General features: G+C 56.5%; 19 protein-coding genes. 10 read left to right on the top strand and 9 right to left on the bottom strand.

Annotation, left to right across the window (positions count from 1 at the left end):
* Window positions 1-121 precede the first annotated feature (121 nt).
* From dusB to rbr, 5 genes are all read left to right on the top strand, one after another.
* The gene (gene dusB, locus KI809_RS13960; protein WP_214172178.1) at window positions 122-1,105 is read left to right on the top strand and encodes a tRNA dihydrouridine synthase DusB; all 984 of its coding nucleotides are present in this window, start codon (window positions 122-124) and stop codon (window positions 1,103-1,105) included.
* On the top strand, window positions 1,102-2,187 hold the full coding sequence (locus tag KI809_RS13965) for a two-component system sensor histidine kinase NtrB (RefSeq protein WP_214172179.1): 1,086 nt from the start codon (window positions 1,102-1,104) through the stop codon (window positions 2,185-2,187). The genes dusB and KI809_RS13965 overlap by 4 nt, the downstream gene beginning before the upstream one ends.
* Window positions 2,188-2,270: 83 nt before the next feature.
* On the top strand, window positions 2,271-3,719 hold the full coding sequence (locus tag KI809_RS13970; protein WP_214172180.1) for a sigma-54-dependent transcriptional regulator: 1,449 nt from the start codon (window positions 2,271-2,273) through the stop codon (window positions 3,717-3,719).
* A 46-nt stretch (window positions 3,720-3,765) separates the two neighbouring features.
* Window positions 3,766-4,329, top strand: coding sequence for a hydrolase (locus KI809_RS13975; protein ID WP_214172181.1), 564 nt, complete (start codon window positions 3,766-3,768; stop codon window positions 4,327-4,329).
* 32 nt (window positions 4,330-4,361) lie between these two features.
* The gene (gene rbr, locus KI809_RS13980) at window positions 4,362-4,934 is read left to right on the top strand and encodes a rubrerythrin (RefSeq protein ID WP_214172182.1); all 573 of its coding nucleotides are present in this window, start codon (window positions 4,362-4,364) and stop codon (window positions 4,932-4,934) included.
* Between the two features lie 240 nt (window positions 4,935-5,174).
* Here the strand turns inward: rbr and KI809_RS13985 are convergent, their stop codons facing one another.
* From KI809_RS13985 to KI809_RS14005, 5 genes are all read right to left on the bottom strand, one after another.
* On the bottom strand, window positions 5,175-6,506 hold the full coding sequence (locus tag KI809_RS13985; RefSeq protein ID WP_214172183.1) for a hypothetical protein: 1,332 nt from the start codon (window positions 6,504-6,506) through the stop codon (window positions 5,175-5,177).
* A gap of 243 nt (window positions 6,507-6,749) precedes the next feature.
* Window positions 6,750-8,057, bottom strand: coding sequence for an enoyl ACP reductase FabMG family protein (locus KI809_RS13990; protein WP_214172184.1), 1,308 nt, complete (start codon window positions 8,055-8,057; stop codon window positions 6,750-6,752).
* A gap of 61 nt (window positions 8,058-8,118) precedes the next feature.
* On the bottom strand, window positions 8,119-9,468 hold the full coding sequence (dnaB, locus tag KI809_RS13995) for a replicative DNA helicase (RefSeq protein WP_214172185.1): 1,350 nt from the start codon (window positions 9,466-9,468) through the stop codon (window positions 8,119-8,121).
* A gap of 125 nt (window positions 9,469-9,593) precedes the next feature.
* Complete coding sequence (gene recO / locus KI809_RS14000; protein ID WP_214172186.1) at window positions 9,594-10,337, bottom strand: DNA repair protein RecO; 744 nt, start codon at window positions 10,335-10,337, stop codon at window positions 9,594-9,596.
* The gene (locus KI809_RS14005; RefSeq protein WP_214172187.1) at window positions 10,338-10,829 is read right to left on the bottom strand and encodes a dihydrofolate reductase; all 492 of its coding nucleotides are present in this window, start codon (window positions 10,827-10,829) and stop codon (window positions 10,338-10,340) included.
* 154 nt (window positions 10,830-10,983) lie between these two features.
* Between KI809_RS14005 and KI809_RS14010 the strand changes: the two genes are divergently transcribed.
* Together KI809_RS14010 and KI809_RS14015 are read left to right on the top strand one after the other, a co-directional pair.
* A complete protein-coding gene (locus KI809_RS14010; RefSeq protein WP_214172188.1) occupies window positions 10,984-11,457 on the top strand; it encodes a chemotaxis protein CheD in 474 nt (157 codons plus the stop codon).
* Window positions 11,458-11,594: 137 nt separating this feature from the next.
* Entirely contained in the window at window positions 11,595-13,709 is a 2,115-nt protein-coding gene (locus KI809_RS14015; protein ID WP_214172189.1) for a bacteriohemerythrin, read from the top strand.
* Between the two features lie 43 nt (window positions 13,710-13,752).
* On the opposite strand, the gene KI809_RS14020 is transcribed toward KI809_RS14015, so the two are convergent.
* The 3 genes from KI809_RS14020 to KI809_RS14030 all read right to left on the bottom strand — a co-directional run bounded on the left by KI809_RS14020 (window position 13,753) and on the right by KI809_RS14030 (window position 17,082).
* Window positions 13,753-16,110, bottom strand: coding sequence for an endonuclease MutS2 (locus KI809_RS14020; protein ID WP_214172190.1), 2,358 nt, complete (start codon window positions 16,108-16,110; stop codon window positions 13,753-13,755).
* Entirely contained in the window at window positions 16,097-16,480 is a 384-nt protein-coding gene (locus KI809_RS14025) for a peptide chain release factor family protein (RefSeq protein ID WP_214172191.1), read from the bottom strand. Before KI809_RS14025 ends, KI809_RS14020 begins: the two co-directional genes overlap by 14 nt.
* A gap of 149 nt (window positions 16,481-16,629) precedes the next feature.
* The gene (locus KI809_RS14030) at window positions 16,630-17,082 is read right to left on the bottom strand and encodes a YaaR family protein (protein ID WP_214172192.1); all 453 of its coding nucleotides are present in this window, start codon (window positions 17,080-17,082) and stop codon (window positions 16,630-16,632) included.
* 147 nt (window positions 17,083-17,229) lie between these two features.
* On the opposite strand from KI809_RS14030, the gene KI809_RS14035 reads away from it, so the two are divergent.
* Window positions 17,230-17,484, top strand: a complete 255-nt coding sequence (locus KI809_RS14035) for a hypothetical protein (protein WP_214172193.1) — start codon at window positions 17,230-17,232, stop codon at window positions 17,482-17,484.
* A 71-nt stretch (window positions 17,485-17,555) separates the two neighbouring features.
* On the opposite strand, the gene KI809_RS14040 is transcribed toward KI809_RS14035, so the two are convergent.
* Entirely contained in the window at window positions 17,556-18,404 is an 849-nt protein-coding gene (locus tag KI809_RS14040) for a zinc-ribbon domain-containing protein (protein ID WP_214172194.1), read from the bottom strand.
* A gap of 187 nt (window positions 18,405-18,591) precedes the next feature.
* Here KI809_RS14040 and KI809_RS14045 point away from each other — a divergent pair, with 187 nt between their 5' ends.
* Together KI809_RS14045 and sfsA are read left to right on the top strand one after the other, a co-directional pair.
* Complete coding sequence (locus KI809_RS14045) at window positions 18,592-18,846, top strand: hypothetical protein (protein ID WP_214172195.1); 255 nt, start codon at window positions 18,592-18,594, stop codon at window positions 18,844-18,846.
* Between the two features lie 77 nt (window positions 18,847-18,923).
* A complete protein-coding gene (gene sfsA, locus KI809_RS14050; protein ID WP_214172196.1) occupies window positions 18,924-19,616 on the top strand; it encodes a DNA/RNA nuclease SfsA in 693 nt (230 codons plus the stop codon).
* The last annotated feature ends 87 nt before the right edge of the window (window positions 19,617-19,703 follow it).

Genomic DNA, 19,703 nt, shown 5'->3' on the forward strand with positions numbered 1-19,703 from the left:
AAAGCCGCTACCTCCTGCTGATCCCGGCTCGTTTCGCAAGGCTTATATCCCTTTTATTTCCCTTGCCTTTTTTATCTTCCATGTTATTATGCCCAAAAAATAGGCAAATTCCTCCAAGTTCATGATAAAACAGCTAACTATTGCAACCCTGCAACTGGCCAACAACCTGATTCTCGCACCTATGGCGGGAATCACCAATGGGCCGGTCAGGCTTCTGTCTCGTGAATGCGGCGCCGCCCTCTGCTTTACCGAGATGGTGAGCGTGAACGGCATTGCCCATGATGGCAGGAAATCCCTGGAGCTGATGGCCAGTTCCGAGAGCGACCGGCCGCTGGGAGTACAGCTTTTTGGCGATGATCCGGCTCTCCTGGCCGAGGGGGCCAGAGTAGCATCTGCATACGGAGACCTCATAGACATCAATATGGGGTGCCCGGTAAAGAAGGTTGTCAACAGCGGTTCCGGTAGTGCTTTGCTCCGCGAACCGGCCAAGGTAAGGGACATTGTCCGCGCGGTAAGGAGCGCGACCTGTCTGCCCCTGACCATCAAAATCAGATCGGGCTGGCAGGCAGAAGACCGTAACTTCCCGGAGATTGCCCGGATTGCCGAAGGCGAAGGGTGTGACGCCATCACCCTGCACCCGAGAAGCCGCTCCCAGATGTTCGATGGCAAGGCCGACTGGCAACACCTGGCAGAACTGAAGCAGCTGGTTACTATTCCGGTTATCGGCAGCGGTGACCTGTTCTCGGCACAGGATGTCGTATCCATGCTGGGGCAGACCGGTTGCGATGGGGTAATGATCGCCCGCGGATCGCTCGGCAACCCCTGGATCTTCAGGGAGACGCTGCAACTTCTGGCCGGACAGGAGCCAACCGGCCCGACCAGGGAAGAGCGGTTAAACGCCGCACTGGGACACATCGCCAGCTTCATTGCTTGTGCCGGCGAAACGGTTGCCATCAGGGAGATGCGCAAGCATTTATGCTGGTATGTCAAAGGGTTGCCCGGCGCATCCCGGTTTCGCGATTTTGTTAACCGTATTGATGGCAAGCAGGAATTGATCGCAGGGGTTACTGACTTTTTCCGGCAACAGGGGGATTGGGTCTCTTGAGCAGGCAGATTCAGGAGTTTTATGCCAACGTCATCGACAGTGTCGGCGACGGGGTGGTAGTTCTCGATGCAACGGGGTGCATAACCTTCCTGAACCCGGCTGCCGAGGAGTTGACCGGCGTCTCGCGCAAGCTTGCCCAGGGGATGGCCTTTGCCACGGTTTTCAAGGGGGAAGAACTGCTGCTGGAGATGGCGGCCAAGACCTCTGAGACCGGCATGTCCATCTCCGACCATGAGAACATCGTCCTGTACCGCACCGGCCATCCCATCCCGGTGAGCGCCACCACCTCGCCGCTGATGCTGGCAAGCGGTGAACGGATCGGGACCATTCTGCTGCTGCGCGACCTCACCAGCATCCGCGAACTGGAAGAGGCAGTAAGGACTGCCGACCGGCTCGCCGCGCTCGGGACACTGGCGGCCGGACTGGCCCATGAGATAAAAAACCCGCTCGGAGGGATCAAGGGCGCGGCGCAACTGCTGGAAAAGGAGCTGCCGGAAGACAGCGAACTGCTCGATTACACCAGGATCATGATCAAGGAGACGCAGCGGGTTAATCGGATTGTCGAGGAACTGCTCGCCCTGACCACCCCGAAAAAACTGCAGTTGTCCAAGGTCAACCTCCATCAAATTCTGGGGGACATCCTGACCCTGCAGAAAAACGGTCTCGGCAACCGGGAGATCGCCTTCCAGCAGAAGTTTGACCCGAGTATCCCGCCCATCCTGGCTGATGAGGAGCAGTTGACTCAGCTCTTTCTCAATCTGATCAAGAACGCGGTGGAGGCTGTCGGCGAAAACGGCCAGATCAGGATCTCGAGCCGGATCCTCTCCGACTACACCCTGACCCAGAAGGGTGAACGCCGCCAGCGGATGGTCGCGGTCGAGATCAGCGACGACGGTCCCGGCATGTCGCGCGAGCAACTTGACCAGCTGTTCACCCCATTCTTCACCACCAAGTCGCGGGGGACCGGCCTGGGGCTGGCCATCTGCCACAAGATAGTAACCGAGCACCGCGGGCTGATCAAGGTCGCTTCCGAGTTGGGAAAAGGGACGGCCTTCACCATCATGTTGCCGTTAATACAGTAAAAATCAGTTCGAGCTTCGAAGTCCGACGTTCAATATTATGAACAGCGCGAACCTCCAATCTCGAACCTTGAACGGAGTTTATTATGCCACTAAGCAGAATTCTGGTAGCTGATGACGAAGAGAGCATGCGATGGGTGCTATCCAAAGCCCTGAAAAAGAAAGGGTTTGCCGTTGACCTGGCTGCCGACGGCGAGCAGGCGCTCGGCATGATCCAGGCGGGGAATTACGACCTGGCAATCCTTGACATCAAGATGCCGGGGATCTCCGGATTGGACCTCCTCGACCGGTTGCGGGACCTGAAAAGCGACCTCCTGGTTGTGATCATGACTGCCGAAGCCAGCATGAAAAACGCGGTTGAGGCCATGAAGCGGGGGGCCTACGACTACCTGACCAAACCGTTCGACCTGGACGTCATCGACGCCATTGTTGAGAAGGTTAACCGCGCCAGGGAGATGACCTCCCAGGTCTCGATCCTGAAAGAGGAGCTGAAAGACCGCTACCAGCTGGAAAAAACCATTATCGGCAACTCGCCGGCCATGCGAGAGGTGTACAAGACCATCGGCAAGGTGGCGCCGAGTGACATCACCGTCATGGTCCAGGGAGAGTCCGGTACCGGCAAGGAGTTGATCGCCCGAGCGATCCATTTCAACTCCCGCCGCCTCGGTAAACCGTTCATTGCGCTCAACTGCGCGGCAATCCCCAAGGAATTACTGGAGTCGGAGCTGTTCGGCTTTGAGAAAGGGGCCTTCACCGGGGCGGTGGAGCGGAAGCTGGGGAAATTCGAGCAGGCCAACGGCGGCACCATCTTTCTTGACGAAATCGGCGACATGCCGGGCGACCTTCAGGCCAAGATTCTGCGGGTATTGCAGGAAAAAGAGATCACCCGCACCGGCGGCAGCCAGAGCATTGCCGTGGATGTCCGGATCATCGCCGCAACCAACCAGGACCTGGAAGAGATGGTCCGGCAACGGACCTTCCGCGAAGACCTCTTTTACCGGCTCAATGTCGTGCCGATTCATCTCGTGCCATTGCGCGAACGCCGCGAAGACATCAAGTCACTGGCCGAATATTTCCTGGCAAAGGCCTGCACTGAGTTGGAGATTCCACCTCGCCAGTGCGACCCGTCGGCAATGTCGCTGCTGGTGTCTCACTCCTGGCCCGGCAATGTCCGGGAGCTGGAAAACAGCATCAAGCGGGCAGTCATCCTCTCCTCTGATCAGCTGCTCACCAGCGATGACTTTCCCGGACTCCGCAATCAGGCCAAGCCCGGAGATATCCCCACCAACGGCGAAGGGTTGTCGCTCGAAGGGATCGTCGAGATGAAGCTCCGGCTCTCTTTTGCCAACATGGACAAGATGCAGAGCGGTGACGTCTATACCATGGTCATTGAACAGGTCGAGCGCCCCCTGATCCGCTTCGTGCTGGAAAAAACCCGCGGTAACCAAGTCAGGGCCGCCGATATCCTCGGTATCAACCGCAACACTCTGAGGAAGAAGATCCAGGAACTGGGCATTGACCTGAGAAGAGACTGACAGCAGCGTATCCGCTTAACCTATATCTGAATTATGGAGGTACGACATGGGGATCAAGGACAAGTTTTTTCTCGACCGCAATAATGCTGTACTGGTAGTCATCGATGTCCAGGAGAAACTCTGCCGGGCCATGGACGACAAGGTGCTCGACAAGCTGGTCAACAACGCCTCCATCCTGCAGGAGGCGGCAAAAGAGCTGGCAATGCCGATCATTGCCACTGAGCAGTATGTCAAAGGGCTGGGTGAAACCCTTCCGGCCCTGAAAGAGCGGCTCTGCACCCCTGCCATCGAAAAGATGACCTTCGGCTGTTGCGGGGAAGCAAACTTTCCGGACCAGCTGCGGGCGCTGGGCAAGAAGCAGGTCATCATCACCGGCATGGAGACCCATGTCTGCGTGCTGCAGACTGTTCTGGAACTGCTCGATGCCGGCTATGTCGTGCATCTGGTCAAGGATGCGGTAATGAGCCGCCGCAAGGAGAACTGGCTGGTCGGGGTAGAAGCGGCGCGCGATGCCGGGGCAGTGATCACCTCCACTGAAGCGGCGCTGTTCCAGCTCCTCAAGGTCGCCGGAACCGATGAGTTTAAAAAGCTGTCAAAGCTGGTACGATAAAGCTATAGCCAACTGCGAGCGAAGGAGATGACATGAGCCTGAAAGGAACAAAAACCGAGAAAAACCTGCTTGGGTCATTTGCCGGCGAAAGCCAGGCCCGTAACCGTTACACCTATTTCGCCGCCCAGGCCAAGAAAGACGGCCTGGTCCAGATTGCCGACATCTTCGAAGAGACCGCCAACCAGGAAAAAGAGCATGCCAAGCGGTTTTTCAAGTTCCTCGAAGGAGGGGAGGTTGAGATAACGGCCTGCTTCCCGGCAGGGAAGGTGGGGACCACGGCGGAAAACCTGCTGGCGGCAGCCGGCGGAGAACACCACGAACACACGGTGCTCTATCCAGAATTTGCCAGGGTTGCCCGCGAGGAAGGATTCGCCCAGATCGCCGAGACCTTTGACGCCATCTCGATTGCTGAAAAGCAGCATGAAAAGCGTTATCGCGACCTGCTGGAAAACCTGGAGAAAGGCCTGGTCTTTCACCGCGACCAGCCGGTAGTGTGGCGCTGCAGAAACTGCGGCTATCTCCACGAAGGGACCGATGCCCCGGACACCTGCCCGGCGTGCGTGCATCCCAAGGCGCACTTCGAGTTACTGGGCGAAAACTGGTAGGCTTCTACCGTCCCTGATTATCAATAAAAAAGGCCGCTCCTGTTGGGGGCGGCCTTTTTATTTAGGATTTTGTTCATCTTTTTGAAGCGAGAGTTTATTCAACGGCCCCCTCGGGTGACCAGCGCGGCAGTTTTTGCCGCGTCCGAGTCCACACGAGAATTGGAACATCCCTCACTTAAATGTGAATATGCGAAGGGCACCCAAAGGTTTCGCTCATGGAAATCTCAGGTAGTGCCCCGATTAACGATACACGTTTGACCAGATATTAGGACGAGCGCCGTCATACTGACGCCAAACAGCCGCGGCATTGCCAGAAGCATCGATGGCCACTTTAGGAGAGTCTGCACCTCCCGCATTGTCAGTCTCAATAAGAGCCGCTGTCCCCCAGTCCGTTCCGACAGTATAACGGTTTGAGTAGATATTACTACGAGAGCCGTCATGCTGACGCCAGACGGCCACCGCATTTCCGGAAGCATTGACGGCAACCTGGGGAAAGTCTGCATCTCCTGTATTGTCCGTCTCTATGGGCGCTGCCGTACCCCAGCCTGTTCCGGTAGTGTAACGGTTTGACCAGATATTACTACGAGAGCCGTCATACTGATACCAGACAGCCACTGCATTGCCAAATGAATCGATGGCCACCTTAGGGATTAATGCATTTCCTGCATTGTCGGTTTCGATTAGCGCCGCTGTACCCCAGCCTGTTACGGCAGTATAGCGGTTTGACCAGATGTTAGTATGAGTGCCGTCAGACTGATGCCATACGGCCACGGCATTGCCGGATGTATCAATGGCCACCTGAGGGTTGAATGCATCTCCCAAATTGTCAGTTTCTATGAGCGCTGCTGTACCCCAGCCAGTTACGGCATTATAGCGGTTTGACCAGATATTATAACGAGTGCCGTCAGATTGCTGCCATACGGCCAATGCATTACCGGAAGCATCAATGGCTACCTGTGGATAGGATGCATCTCCCGCATTGTCGGATTCGATTAGCACTGCTGTACCCCATGTTCCGGCATTATAGCGGTTCGACCAGATATTACTACGAGTGCCGTCAGATTGCTGCCATACGGCCACTGTATTACCGGAAGCATTAATGGCCACTTGGGGATAGTATGCATTTTCCGCAGTGTCGGTTTCGATTAGCGCCGCTATACCCCAGCCTGCTCCGGCAGTATAACGATTTGACCAGATATTATAACGAGTGCCATCAGATTGCTGCCATACGGCCACTGCATTACCGGAAGCATTAATGGTCACTTGGGGATCGAATGCATTCCCCGCATTGTCGGTTTCGATTAGCGTTGCTGTGCCCCAGCCTGTTACGGCATTATAACGGTTTGACCAGATATTATAACGAGTGCCATCATGCTGATACCAGACGGCCACAGCATTGCCGGAAGCATCAAAGGCCACCTGAGGAGAGCCTGCACCTCCAGCATTGTCTGTCTCGATCAGCGCAGCTGTTCCCCAGCTCTTAGTTGCAGGTGTGGGGTCACTGCCGCTGCAACCTGTAATAACTATGAGCAATGTTGTCGCGAGTAACACATGCAATTTTTTCATTTTCATTTGCCTTTCAGCTAGTTATTGACCAGTCCACGCGCGTGAACTGCTTATCTTCTCGAATGGAAATATTTAGCCGGTGAACATGAAAACCCATTATGGATTCAGCTTACCTATATCAATAAATTCTGACAATAACAACCGCTGCCTACAAGATTGTGCAATGGTTACGGAGCGATTGGAAGCCACGAATATAAAAAAGGCCGCCCTGTTTGGGGCGGCCTTTTTTGTTTCATAGGATATTACCAATCAGTTTTTTGCCAGACTCTTGGCAATGACATCATGGTTCAGCCACCAGACCGATGCCTGCGGGTCCCAGGAGGAATCGAGCATCAGCCTGCCCACCCCGCGGAACACCGCTCCGGACAGCACGCTGCAGACGATTTCTTTTGGATTGGCGTTCATGGCGATGAGCTCGGCGGAGCGGGACAGCATGAACTCCATCTGCTCTTTGGTGCTGTGGTGCGGCCAGGCGTCGATGCCGGCAAACGGCTTCATCAGCGGTGATGCCAGGTAGTCGTTGGCACTTTGCAGCATCTTTTCCAGGGTCGCTCCTTCGGCAAGCAGTGCCTTGCAGGCTTCCTTGACCTCGGCGGCAATCGCTCCACCCTCGGTTGTCAGGGCTGCGAGCAGTGGATAGAGCGAGATTTCAACCCCCAGGAACAGGGCGCTGGAGTTGGTCAAGATCTCCGGGCAGTTGTAAACCGTTGCCTTGATCCCTTTTTCCCAGGCCGATGCCGCATGGTCTTCCAGCCTCATCTTGGCCCACCCCTGCAGGTAAGGGGTGTAGGACTGCCAGGTATAGGCCCCGTTGATCTGCACTTCGCAGCCGTGGTAGCCATAGGCGGCATAAGTGACCTTGCCCCCGGCAGCAGCGACCTTGTCGCGCAACGGTGCGGTTTCGTCGATCAGGTAGGCCAGCGAGTCGGCAGTAACCTCGTTGAACGACCAGTCGCAGAGCTTGCCGAGATCGGATCTCCAGAAATCCTCGGATGAAAGGTATTTGTCTCCCTGCCCCTTGAAGACCCTGTTCAAAAGCGGCATGAAGAGCCGCGCCCTGGGGATGCCACCGGCCATGGTATGAACCAGCAGCAGGTTCGCTCCGGCCGGCACCAGCTTTGCCAGTTCCGCAGAAACCGCCGCCAGGTTGGCCTTCAGCCGCTTGGTCCCGGCAGCGCGTGATTCTTCCATGGCCTGCCAGTCAAAGCGGATTCCGGCCCATTCATCCGGCTTTGCCCCTTTCAGCTGGTCGAGAGGCGTTACGCCGTTGGCTGCCGGTTCCATGTCGAACCCGGCCTCAAGCGGAATATTGATTATTGTCCCACCCAGCAATGCTTCGGCAGCAGCAAGCTCTTCGGGATTCAGGGCGCGGAGCGTGCCGTCGCTTTCCCGGCGGCCGACAGTGGTGCCGATTATGGTCATCCCCTTGGCCCGTGCCTGCTCGACAATGCCGTTTGCATACCCTCTGCCGAACAGTTCGCCGCAAAGGACCAGGACATCGCCGGCCTTATAGCCCGCATCAGCAGGCAGATTTCTCATTGGGTTGTAGCTCATCAAAAACCTCCGTATTGCAAATTCGATATATCAAGAGCGGCATAACAACCTGGCCGCTAACCAGCTAGAAATCGTCCCGTCTGCTCAAATTCTCGAAGCGGGTGTACTCTCCCCGGAACGCCAGATCGACCTTGCCGATCGGGCCGTTACGGTGCTTGCCGATGATGACCTCGGCCTTGCCTTTCAGCTCTTCGTTGTCCTTGTCATAAACCTCAGGGCGATAGACAAACATCACGATATCGGCATCCTGCTCGATAGCACCGGATTCTCGAAGGTCGCTCATCATCGGGCGTTTGTCGGTCCGGTTTTCCAAAGCACGGTTCAGCTGGGAAAGGGCAATTACCGGCACCTCAAGCTCTTTTGCCAGGGCCTTGAGCGACCGGGAAATCTCGGAGATCTCCTGCTGCCGGGATTCGGGATTGGAGCTTCCCCGCATCAGCTGCAGATAATCAACCATGATCAGGCCGATCTTGTGTTCAGCCATCAGCCGCCGTGATTTGGCGCGCATCTCCATGACCGACAGCGCCGGGGTATCATCGATGAAGATTTTGGAGTCGTGCAGCCAGCCGGCAGCCCGGGTGAGCTTCGGCCAGTCACTGTCGACCAGGTGGCCGGTACGGAGCCGGTTGAGATCGACCCTGGCCAGCGAGCAGAGCAGACGTTCCACCAGCTGTTCCTTGCTCATCTCCAGGGAGAATACGGCAACACCGGCCTGCTTCTCAGCTTCTACCGCCGCGTAGGACGCCACGTTAAGCGCAAAGGTAGTCTTCCCCATGGCTGGTCGACCGGCAATAATGACCAGGTCGCCTTTCTGCATGCCGGCAGTCATTTCATCAAGATCGACAAAGCCGGTCGGAACCCCGGTAACATGCTCCTTTTTCTCATACAGGTACTGGATGTTCTCGATGGCGCTTTTGAGCAGGTCGCTCACCTTGTAATACGGCGCCTTGATCCGATGTTCGGATATCTGGAAGATCACCTGCTGGGCGTTGTCCAGCAGCTCTTCCACCACGACCTGGTCTTCGTACCCCTTGGTGACGATGTCGGTGGCAGCGGTGATCAGTTTCCTGACAACCCCCTTCTCCTTCACTATTTTGCTGTAGTAATGGATATTGGCCGCTGTCGGTACAAAATCGACCAGGGTTGCCAGGTAGGCGGCGCCGCCAACCTCATCAAGCGAACCCTTCTGCTTGAGAATCGAGGTCAGGGTGATCAGGTCGCACGGCTCGCCCCGTTCGTTCAGGTCGATCATCGCCCGGAGGATCTTGCGATGCGACTCCCGGTAAAAATCTTCCGGCACCAGCAGTTCCATCACCCGGTTGATCGCCTCGTTTTCGAGGAGAATCCCACCAAGGATGGACATTTCCGCTTCAATGCTCTGGGGCGGCAATTTGTGAATTTCGTTTACCGACATGATTTCCTTGGACTTTTGCTGAAGCCATTAAACGGAGCTGTTTGCAGGGACGCTACTATACCCCGGCCAAAATTTCCGGTCAACCAATTTGCCGGGAGCTTGGTGCCGGAGGAGGATGACAGTTATCACTGGCCGCAAGAGCTCTCCATTTCCCGCAGAAAGGCGAGCGACCGGAGCGGCTTGTCAAGGTGGGCCTCGATGGCATTGTCCAGCAACAACCCGGCCTCGACCAGCGCTGGCCCTGAGAAGTGGACCAAGCCGAACCGGCCGGTTTTGAGCGCCAGGGACAAGGCCTTCAGGGTTTCGTCGGCAATTTCCCTGCTTGCCGGCCCGCACTGCCGACAGACGACTTCAGCCCCGTTGATCCGGCCGGGAACGCCAGTTTCTCCGATCAGCACCCCGCAACGGCTGCAGGCATCGAGTTCCGGTCGATACCCGATAATATTGAGCAGATTGATTTCCACGAAACGCCGGTCGGACAAGGTGGCCGGGTTGGCATCAAGGTGCGCCAGATAGGCGGAAAGCAGCCGGAAGAGCCGCTGATTTGCCTGCCCTTCCGGAGAAAAAGTCGCAATCAGGTCAGCAGCATAGGCCGCATGGGCGATCCGTCCCAGATCCCCCCTGATCCCGGCATGAATGGTGATAATGTCCACTTCCAACAGTTCGGACAGGGCGTGGCGGAACTTCATCTGAACATTGAGGGCAGCGAACAGTTCCAGGGCGCCGCCAAAGCGCTTGACACTCCGCTTGGCCCCCCGGGCAATGCCGGAGATCCGGCCATGTTCGAGGGTAAACAGTGTCACCAGCTTGTCATTGTCACGGTAATCGGCAAGATTCAGCACGATTCCCCGGCAGGTGGCCAGTTCCATCTAATCCTTCCTGAACGTTGCGGGCTGGCGTTCGTAGACAACCAGGGTAGCGGCTGGAGCAACGGCAAGCGGCTCCCGGCGAACTTCGCAAAACGCCCCTTCCGGGATTTCCGGGAACCGGGTATCACCTTCTACTTCAATATCAATGACGGTAAGGTAGAGCCGCTGGGCAAACGGCAGCACCTCACTATAGATCTCAGCGCCACCAGCAATAAAAAGTTCTTCGGATTCATTGCCCAGAGCCAATGCTTCGGCAACGCTCCCGACCACTTGACAACCAGGGGCAGCATAATCCGGATTACGACTGATCACGACACAGCGCCTCCCCGGCAAGGGGCGGCCGATGCTCTCAAAGGTCTTGCGCCCCATAATCAAGGTGTGTCCCATGGTCAGTTCCCGGAAACGGTGGCGATCAGCCGGAATGTCCCAGGGGATTCCCCCATGCCAGCCGATAATGCGGTTTCGCGCCACTGCGGCTATAATTGAAATCATTCATCCCTCCGAAAGTGCGATCAACTGTAGCCCAACTGGGCAAAAAGAGCAAACTGCTCGCCAACTGGTATCCTGCCCTAACCATGGTAGAGTATTCCAGGCAGAAGTCTTAATTCTGCCAAATCCCGATAGCCCCAGACAATATGGATACGCAATGCGCAAGCATCTACATCATTTTCTCCTCCCCGGGACGATTTTCGCCAGCAAACAAGAGTGTTTGGTGACAACCATTCTTGGTTCGTGCGTAGCGCTGTGCCTCTGGGACAGTAAAAAAGGCATCGGCGGCATTAACCATTTTATGCTTCCGACCTGGAGCGGCGAAGGGGAAGCAAACCCAAAGTATGGCAACATCGCTATTGAGAGGCTTCTTAAGATGATGGTCAGGCTTGGGGCCAGGAAGGATCAGCTGGTAGCCAAAATATTCGGGGGATCAAGCCTGATTACCGACAGCCTCGGGACCTATTCCATTGGCGACAGGAACTTGCAGCTTGCCGAACAGATGATGCGGGAGCACGGTATCCCTGTCGTTGCCGTGGAATCCGGCGGGAACAGCGGTCGGCGCCTCATTTTCAATACCCATACCGGGGTGGTACTCATGAAAAAATCTGGGAAACAGGCTACTCCATAATCGGGAGCGGCACTCGCCATTATTTCCCCGTGGAACAACAAACCGAGGCGACCCGGAAATAGCTTTAAACTAAACCGCTAAAGTAATCGCCTTCCTTTCCGATGAATTAGTCATTACCCGTCTTCAGGAGGAACCGAATGTCCATCAGGAAATACCGGCATTGGCCAGTTATGGCCAAGATACTGACTATCCCCATTGTCAGCCTCATTGTCATTATCTTCAGCGTCGAATTTGCCGTTGTCCCTATGACCGGCAAGAAGTTGCTGGAAGAGAAAAAGGATGCCACCCGCCAGGTGGTTGAGGTTGCCTATGGCATTATCGAGGGCTATGCAAAACTGGCCAAGGATGGCAAACTGCCCGTCGAAGAGGCGCAAAACCAGTCAATAGCCGCCATCAAGCAGCTCCGGTATACCGGCAAGGAGTATTTCTGGATCAATGACCTGGGCAAGCCGGTGCCGAAAATGATTATGCACCCCACGGTGCCTGCCCTGGACGGCAAGGTGCTCGATGACCCGAAGTTCAACAAGGCAACCAGCAAACAAGACGGCGTAAACGGTCCGATTGTCAAGCTGGACAAGGCCAACCTGTTCGTGACCTTCAATGAAGCGGTCAGCAGCAGTACCGGCCAGGGCTTCGTCATGTATGAATGGCCGAAACCGATCAACGGCGGCGGCGTGACCACGGATCTGTTTACCAAGCTCTCTTTTGTCAAGAAATTTGAACCGTGGGGTTGGGTCGTCGGCAGCGGCATCTATATCGACGATATTGCAAAAGAGGCCTCCAAGTTCAGGTTGTGGGCTTACGGCGGTACGCTGCTCTTTTCCGTGTTCATGCTGATTCTTGCCTGGTCGGTGGCTAACGGCATCAAGAGAGGTCTTAGAGAGGTTGTCGAAGGGCTCAAGCACATGGCCTCCGGTGATGCCGACCTCACCCAGCGGCTGGAGGTAAAACGGCAAGACGAAACCGGAGAACTGGCCACTGCCTTCAATAATTTCCTGGAAAACCTTCAGAAGATCATTTCGATGGTGATGCAGAATGCAACCAAGGTCGCCCAGGCTTCCGTGGATATGAAGAAACGGTCCGAGGAGATGGCGAACAGCGCCGAGCGCGTTGCTATGGACGCCATGACCGTGGCAACCGCCAGTGAGGAGATGTCGGCCACATCCAACGATATCGCCGGCAACTGCATTCGCGCGGTGGAAACCTCGCAAAGGACTTCCGGATTTGCCCGTGATGGCTCAACCGTAGTCAATAACACCATCACGGTAATGGACAGGATTGCCGAGCAGGTTCGTTCTTCCTCCACTACCGTCGGCTCCCTGGGTGAAAAATCAAATCAGATCGGCGCCATCATCGGCACCATCCAGGATATTGCCGACCAGACCAACCTCCTGGCGCTGAACGCCGCCATCGAGGCGGCACGGGCCGGAGAGCAGGGTCGCGGTTTTGCGGTCGTTGCCGATGAGGTCCGGGCTCTGGCCGAAAGGACCAGCAAGGCTACCAAAGAAATCAGCGAGATGATCAAGGCGATCCAGGCAGAAACAATGGGCGCTGTTGAGGCGATGACCCATGGGGTCAATGAGGTGCAGGACGGGACATCAGAGGCAGCCAGGTCAGGCGAGGCGCTGAACCAGATCCTGGCCCAGGTGGACGAGGTAACACAGCAGATCAACCAGATCGCGACCGCGGCAGAGGAGCAGACTGCCACTACCGGAGAGATCAGTAACAATATCGGCAGGATAACCAATGATGCCCACACTTCGTCACAATATGCCCAGGAGACGACAAGGGCCGCTGAAGAGCTGAACAGTCTCGCTGAGGCCTTGATCAGCGCCATCGACCGCTTCCGGACCATCATCAAGTGGAACGACCGGATGAGCGTTAATGTCCGGCAGTTTGACGACCAGCACAAGCAACTGGTCGCGATGGTCCACAAGCTGAACAGCGCCATGAAGAACGGCGAAGGGAACAAGGTCATCGGCGAGATCCTGATGGGGCTGGTGACCTATGCCGACTCCCACTTTACCCAGGAAGAGCGGTTAATGCAGCAGCACTCCTATCCTAATTATGCTGCCCACAAACAGATTCATGACGATCTCAGGAAACAGGTCAGTGAGGTAATCGTTGAATTTGAGGCCGGACGGGCGGTACCGGCAGCGATCATGAGCTTCCTCAGCGACTGGCTGATCAACCACATCATGAAGGTTGACAAGGAATATGGCGGGTATTTCAACAAAAAAGGGATTCGCTAGCTAACAGCATGCCCCTCGCTCGCAAGAGCGGGGGGCATGTCGATCAACGCAGAGTAACGACAGTCGCCCCGCCGCCCCCCTCGTAAGACTCCCCATCCCGAAAAACCGCAACCAGAGGATGTCCAGTCAAATGTCCGCGAAGACCTCGTTTGAGTGCGCCGGTGCCGATGCCATGGATGACCCGGACTTCGTGATACCCCTCCAGCGCAGCATGGTTCAGGAATGGCTCCAGTTCAGCGATCGCCTCCTCCACCCGCTTGCCGATCAGGTTGATTTCCCGCGCCGCCTCCTGAGAATCGACTTCAGAGCGGCGGGGATGCAGCTCACCCTTTGCCGCCTTGCCTGAAGAAGGTGACAGGTCATCCAGCGGGACCTCTATCTCCAGATTGCCGGCCCTGACGCGCGCCCGCCCCTGACGGCTGTCCAGCTTGAGCACTTTGGCCTCGCAGCCGAGAGAGACCACATGAACCTTGCTCCCCTCCCTGACAGTTCCTGGGGCCAGTGCCTTGCCTCCGGAAAAGGCCCTCAGCGCCTGCTCAACTTTGAGCTCTTTTTCGCGTAACCGCTCAAGTGCCGCGGCCTCCCGCTTTTCCTTACGCGCCTCTTCGACAATCCGGTTCAGTTCCCGCCTGGTGGCCTGCACCAGCTCCTTTGCCTCTTGCCACCCCTTTTCCAGGCTTACCCGCCGTCTTTCATCCGTTTCCGCCAGCAACCGACGCTGCTCTTGCTCGCGGGCAACAAGGTCGGCCTCGCGGGCTGCCAGCTGGTTCAGCCGTTCTTCGTAAGCCTGTCGCTGCTCTTTCAATTCGGCGAGCAGGGCATGGAACTCGCTGCCGACCCGACCGACCAGGGACTGGGCATGATCGACCACATGGTCCGGAATGCCGTAGCGACGGGCAGTTTCAATGGCATGGGATTCGCCCGGCTCACCGACCGTCAGCCGGTAGAGCGGCATCAGGCTGGTGCGGTCAAACTCCATGGCTGCGTTCTGCATCCCGTCGAAGCGATGGACATAACCGACGATCTCGGTCAGGTGGGTAGTGGCAAGGACCAGGCCGCCCCGTTGATGCAGCTCCTTCAATACCGCGCAGGCAAGGGCCGCCCCCTGCACCGGCTCGGTGCCGGTCCCCAGTTCGTCCATCAGCACCAGGGTCCGGTCATCGGCATTCCTGATGATTTCGGCAATCCGGGAAAGATGCGCGGAAAATGTGGACAGGCTCCGCTCTATGGCCTGATCGTCGCCGATATCCACCTGCATGTCGGTCACCAGAGGAAAGAGCGAGGTTGACGCCGCCGGGACCGGTATTCCGGAAATCGCCATGAGCGTCAGCAAGCCGGCAGTCTTGATGGCAATGGTCTTGCCGCCGGTATTCGGGCCGGTGATGATCATGGTGCGGCAGTCGGAGTCGCCACCAAGAACAAGATCGAGCGGCACCACTGCCGGGCCGTTATGCTCGCGGGAAAAAAGCAGCAACAGCGGGTGGCGGGCGCCGTCAAGTTTTAGTTCCGGACCGTCGCAGATCGACGGGATTTCGGCATCGACCAGACCGGCAAACAGAGCCAGGGAGTTCAGCAGGTCGATCCGGACCAGCGCTGCAAACTCTGCTTCAATAACTGCGGCATCTTCCCGGATCCAGCTGCAGATCTCCCGGATAATCCGAATCTGCTCGGCTTTCTCCTCAGCAACCAGGTTTTCCAGCTCATTGGCAAGCGCTATGATCTCTATCGGCTCCATGAACGCGGTTTCGCCGGTATTGGAAACATCATGCACCACGCCGGGCACCATCCCCTTGGAGTCCATCCTGACCGGAATGACCCAGCGGCCGGAGCGCTGGGTTATAAAATCATCCTGGAGGAATATGGCAACGCTTCTTTCGCGAACGATCTCCTCAAGCCGTTTGCGAATCCTGGAGGTCAGCGAGCGCTTCCGCTGGCGCAGCTCCTTCAAGAGCCGCGACGCGCTGTCCAGAATGCTGCCGTCGTGGTCAATGGTGCGCTCCAGGACATTCAGGATCTCGGGAAAGCCGGTCAGCTCCCCGCCCACCCTTTTCAGCAACGGGATGTCTTCGCGGTTGGCAAACTGGCGGGAAAGAGCAGAGAGCAGCTGAAAAGGGGGGATGAACAGCTGCAGGTCCAGCGGATTCAGGACCGAATCAGCCGGGCGCAGGAGATCGAGCGGCTGGAGGATATCCTCAAACTGCGACAGCCGCAGGGTGATACCGATCCGCTCCAGGGTGCGGATCTCTGCAACCTGGCCGAAACGGAGTGCGATCTCCTCTTTCGCTGAAAACGGGGCTATGGCAAGGATCTGTTCTTGAGTCGGTGCACTATGGGCAAAAACAGCGATCCGTTCGAGCAGCTTGGTGAATTCGAGTTTTTTCAGGGTGTCAGTGCTTATCATCTGGAGATGCCTCGGGGGGTGCGTATTTCTGGCGGGATTTGCGGTTTCTCGATGCTTTCCGGCGCCGGAGTTTGTCCTGCTCTGAACTTCTGGAGGTTGCTATCCCGGCTTTTTCTGCAAGCTTTTCCGCCAGCTCCCGCCGCGCCAGGAAGCGGTTGATCGACTGGCTCCGGTCCCGCATGCATTTGACTTCAATGCCGGTCGGCAAATGCTTCAACTGGACGCAGGTGGCGCTTTTATTGACATGCTGGCCTCCGGCGCCGGAGGAACGGATAAACCGCTCTTCGATATCTTCCTCACGCATGCCGACAGCAGCCATCAACTCAAGCAGCTTCCGGTTTTTCTCTTCACTGACGGCAAACGGTTTCAAAAGTCTTGTCCCTAACGGCTGTATTTCTTTGGCGCTCAAAAATGTCCAGATGCAAGGCACCGAGGAGTGAGGAATGAGGCGTACCTTTAAGTACGCCGCAATGACGAATGACGATGGCAACACCGCAGATGGGCGTTTTTCAGCGTCAACTATAACCTGAAACTGAGGACCAGCCCCTTGATCTGCTCTATCTTCGCCGCGATATTGATCCGGTCTCTTTGTTCGCTGATGATCATCCGATAGAGCGAATCCGCATGGCTATCGATCACCCGGATTACCTCGTGATAGGCCGGCGCACTGGGGGAGCCGCCAAGAAGCTCCACCTTGTAAGCCTCGGCAGTAACCTTTTTTGCCAGCATCGTTAGCAGTTCCCGGAACGCCTTGTAGTTTGCCATGCTCGGATCACGCTCCAGACTGTCCCCAGCCATCTCGATCTCGCGCTTCAGCTCTTCCAGTTCGACGGCCCGGTTAGTCAGCATCTCCCCCACGCTGGTCAGGCTCGCGGCAAAGGGAGACTTGCCCACTAAACCACCCTTGCGGGCATCACTCTTCTGCGACTTTTTGTCAACATTTCTTGACGGAAGCTTGTCGTCGATCCTCATTTTTATCCCCTTGGCGTCATCGCTTCAAGCCTGACTGCCTTTTCCGGCGCTACCAACCTGCAACTGTAAAACAACATTTCAGTTTACATTGCAATATTTTCTGTTATTCTAAATAAAAATTTTTACCCGCAATGAAAAGGTGATTTGATGAAGCTGGAAATGCGCAACATAGCTGGCGAAGACACTCCGACGATCATCGCTGAGTGCCTGAAATGCGGTGGAGCCATTGCTGTTCGCGAACGCGATTTCCTGATGTCACGGCCGCTCCAATGCTGCTGCTGCCACCATGAACGGTTCCTGAGCTATCGTGAGTACGTGCAGACCTTCGACTCGATGGCGCCAAGGCTCCTGGCATATTCAGTATCGCGGATCGGCAAAGGGGACAACTGCCGTCACCACTGAAGCCAACTGCAGCCGCTTGGCATCATAGAAGAAAACCTGCCGCCCCACAAGGCGCAATAGTCCTTTTTGCCCTAGTCACTATCCAGTTCGTCCCGGAAACGATCACTGCGCAGCCACCATATCAGCCCGAGCGGCACTGAAACCCAAACCGCCAGCATGAATACGGAGTTGACCAGCCCGACCAAGCAGTAGGCGATTGACGGTGATTCCGAAGAACGTCTGATATAGGCGATGTAGTCAACCACCTCATAGACAACGCCGATCGCCAACCCGGCCCATGCCCCCAGCTCCAGCCCCTTGATTGCCCTTTTCCCGTTTTTCAGCAACATCCCGGACAGCATGGCCATGGATCCGCCGAACAGGGTCAGCACCAGCGGCAACAGGCCATGGCTGAGAAAAACCTCGTTTTTTGAGACCGGCTCCAGCGCAGTCTCATTGATTTTTTGCAGCAAGGCATCGCCGTCATACCCCAGCAGGCCGACCAGGCCGTAAAAAGCAACCAGACAGGCAACGGCGAGGGTGCCGATGGCCGTATATCTGACGAGCGGCGCCACCCGGACGATATCAGAGTCAACCTCTTTCACCGGAGGCTTCACAAAATCATCAGGCCTCAAACTGGCATTAAGCCGCTCCATATCGCGCCGTCCCTGCTCTTCCTCCTGCTGCTTCCGTTTTTTCTCATGGTACACGCTCCCCTGTAAACCGCACTTGGGGCAGACATCGAACATTTCATCGGTAAAGGTAGAATACTGGCAGGCAGGACAGGCACTCATCATATTGGGATTCCACCCTTTGGCAAGCGGTTTCTTTACCTGGAACCCGGTTTTGCAGCGCGGACAGTCTATATAGCGGCCATCTAGCGGCACTTCATGGTCATTGACCTCTCCTGACAGCTTGCAATTAGGGCATTCTATCTTCATCCCAAAATCTCCTCGGTGGAAAGTATTCGTTAACTATATCAAGCCGATGAGATGTCGCAAACAGAAAGAGCTTGTCCAAGGAGTCCCAGACCGGATTTTCAGGAAATGAGATTGACGGTGTCTCGGCTGAGGTGATATGGTCAGTCCTGGCATTCAGGTCACAACCTTTTATCAAAAGGAGCAGAAGATGATCAAAAGACTATTTGGCACTGCAGTATTACTGGCAGTTGCCGCAAATTCGGCCCTGGCCGCCAACGTGGATGTCAATGTCGGTATTCCTGGACCTCCGGGGGTTAATGTCCGGGTCGGATCGCCGCCACCCCCCCCTCAGGTCATTGTCGAGAGAGAGCGAACCGTGGTTATCAAGGATAAGCACGACCAGGGCAGGCATAAAGGGCACGACAAGCGCAAAAAGCACAAGAAGCATAAGCACGACGATTGATACGGATGACATAGCAATGCGGCGCGGGAAACCACGCCGCTTTTTTTGCCACACAATTCCCTCCAGAGAAAACAGCTATGCAATTCCCGGCAACACATCTCACCGGCACCCTGATAAAACGCTACAAACGCTTCCTTGCCGATATCCAGCTTGATGATGGCAGCATCGTCACTGCTCACACCCCCAACTCCGGAAGCATGATGGGGTGCGCTGTGCCGGGGAGCCGCGCCGTCCTGACCCGCAGCAACTCGCCGGGGCGCAAATACCCGCTTACCTGGGAACTGGTGCAGGTCAATGGGATCTGGATCGGTATCCATACCAGCTACCCGCCGAAACTGGTCGCAGAGGGGGTCGTAAACGGCACCATCGCAGAGCTGCAGGGGTACCCGGTGATCCGCCCCGAGGTCACTTGCGGCGAGAGCCGGATCGACCTGCTGCTGTCAGGGGGTGCTGTCCCGTGCTGGGTGGAGGTCAAGAACGTCACCCTGGTCGAGGATGGGGTGGCCCTGTTCCCGGACGCCGTCACCACCCGTGGCCAGAAGCATCTACGCGAACTGCTCCGGCTGGTCAGGCAGGGTGAGCGCGGGGTGATCTTCTATGTTATCCAGCGGGGAGATGCCGAGGCCATGGCTCCGGCGGACCGGATCGACCCGGAATACGGCCGGCTGCTGCGCGAGGTCGTGTCCCAGGGAGTCGAGGCGCTGGCATACCGCGCTGAGGTGTCTCCCACGGAGATCAGGCTAGTGAAGCGGCTGCCGGTGTTGCTGTGACCCTGGCTAATCTGCCATATTCCCCCACTTAGTCCACTATTTCCCCCTGAGCACGCAGGTTGTTTTGATGACGCTTGACTAGGTTAA

The sequence above is a fragment of the Geoanaerobacter pelophilus genome, assembly GCF_018476885.1.
In the GTDB taxonomy this organism is placed as follows: Bacteria; Desulfobacterota; Desulfuromonadia; order Geobacterales; family DSM-12255; genus Geoanaerobacter; species Geoanaerobacter pelophilus.

Bases quoted from the DNA above. Each gene is read 5' to 3' on its own strand.
- KI809_RS14045 (WP_214172195.1), top strand. From the start codon at position 18,592: ATGATCAAAAGACTATTTGGCACTGCAGTATTACTGGCAGTTGCCGCA.
- KI809_RS14015 (WP_214172189.1), top strand. From the start codon at position 11,595: ATGTCCATCAGGAAATACCGGCATTGGCCAGTTATGGCCAAGATACTG.
- dusB (WP_214172178.1), top strand. From the start codon at position 122: ATGATAAAACAGCTAACTATTGCAACCCTGCAACTGGCCAACAACCTG.
- KI809_RS13985 (WP_214172183.1), bottom strand. From the start codon at position 6,506: ATGAAAATGAAAAAATTGCATGTGTTACTCGCGACAACATTGCTCATA.
- KI809_RS14040 (WP_214172194.1), bottom strand. From the start codon at position 18,404: ATGAAGATAGAATGCCCTAATTGCAAGCTGTCAGGAGAGGTCAATGAC.
- KI809_RS14035 (WP_214172193.1), top strand. From the start codon at position 17,230: ATGAAGCTGGAAATGCGCAACATAGCTGGCGAAGACACTCCGACGATC.
- sfsA (WP_214172196.1), top strand. From the start codon at position 18,924: ATGCAATTCCCGGCAACACATCTCACCGGCACCCTGATAAAACGCTAC.
- dnaB (WP_214172185.1), bottom strand. From the start codon at position 9,468: ATGTCGGTAAACGAAATTCACAAATTGCCGCCCCAGAGCATTGAAGCG.
- KI809_RS14010 (WP_214172188.1), top strand. From the start codon at position 10,984: ATGCGCAAGCATCTACATCATTTTCTCCTCCCCGGGACGATTTTCGCC.
- rbr (WP_214172182.1), top strand. From the start codon at position 4,362: ATGAGCCTGAAAGGAACAAAAACCGAGAAAAACCTGCTTGGGTCATTT.
- KI809_RS13975 (WP_214172181.1), top strand. From the start codon at position 3,766: ATGGGGATCAAGGACAAGTTTTTTCTCGACCGCAATAATGCTGTACTG.
- KI809_RS14030 (WP_214172192.1), bottom strand. From the start codon at position 17,082: ATGAGGATCGACGACAAGCTTCCGTCAAGAAATGTTGACAAAAAGTCG.
- KI809_RS13970 (WP_214172180.1), top strand. From the start codon at position 2,271: ATGCCACTAAGCAGAATTCTGGTAGCTGATGACGAAGAGAGCATGCGA.
- recO (WP_214172186.1), bottom strand. From the start codon at position 10,337: ATGGAACTGGCCACCTGCCGGGGAATCGTGCTGAATCTTGCCGATTAC.
- KI809_RS14020 (WP_214172190.1), bottom strand. From the start codon at position 16,110: ATGATAAGCACTGACACCCTGAAAAAACTCGAATTCACCAAGCTGCTC.
- KI809_RS14005 (WP_214172187.1), bottom strand. From the start codon at position 10,829: ATGATTTCAATTATAGCCGCAGTGGCGCGAAACCGCATTATCGGCTGG.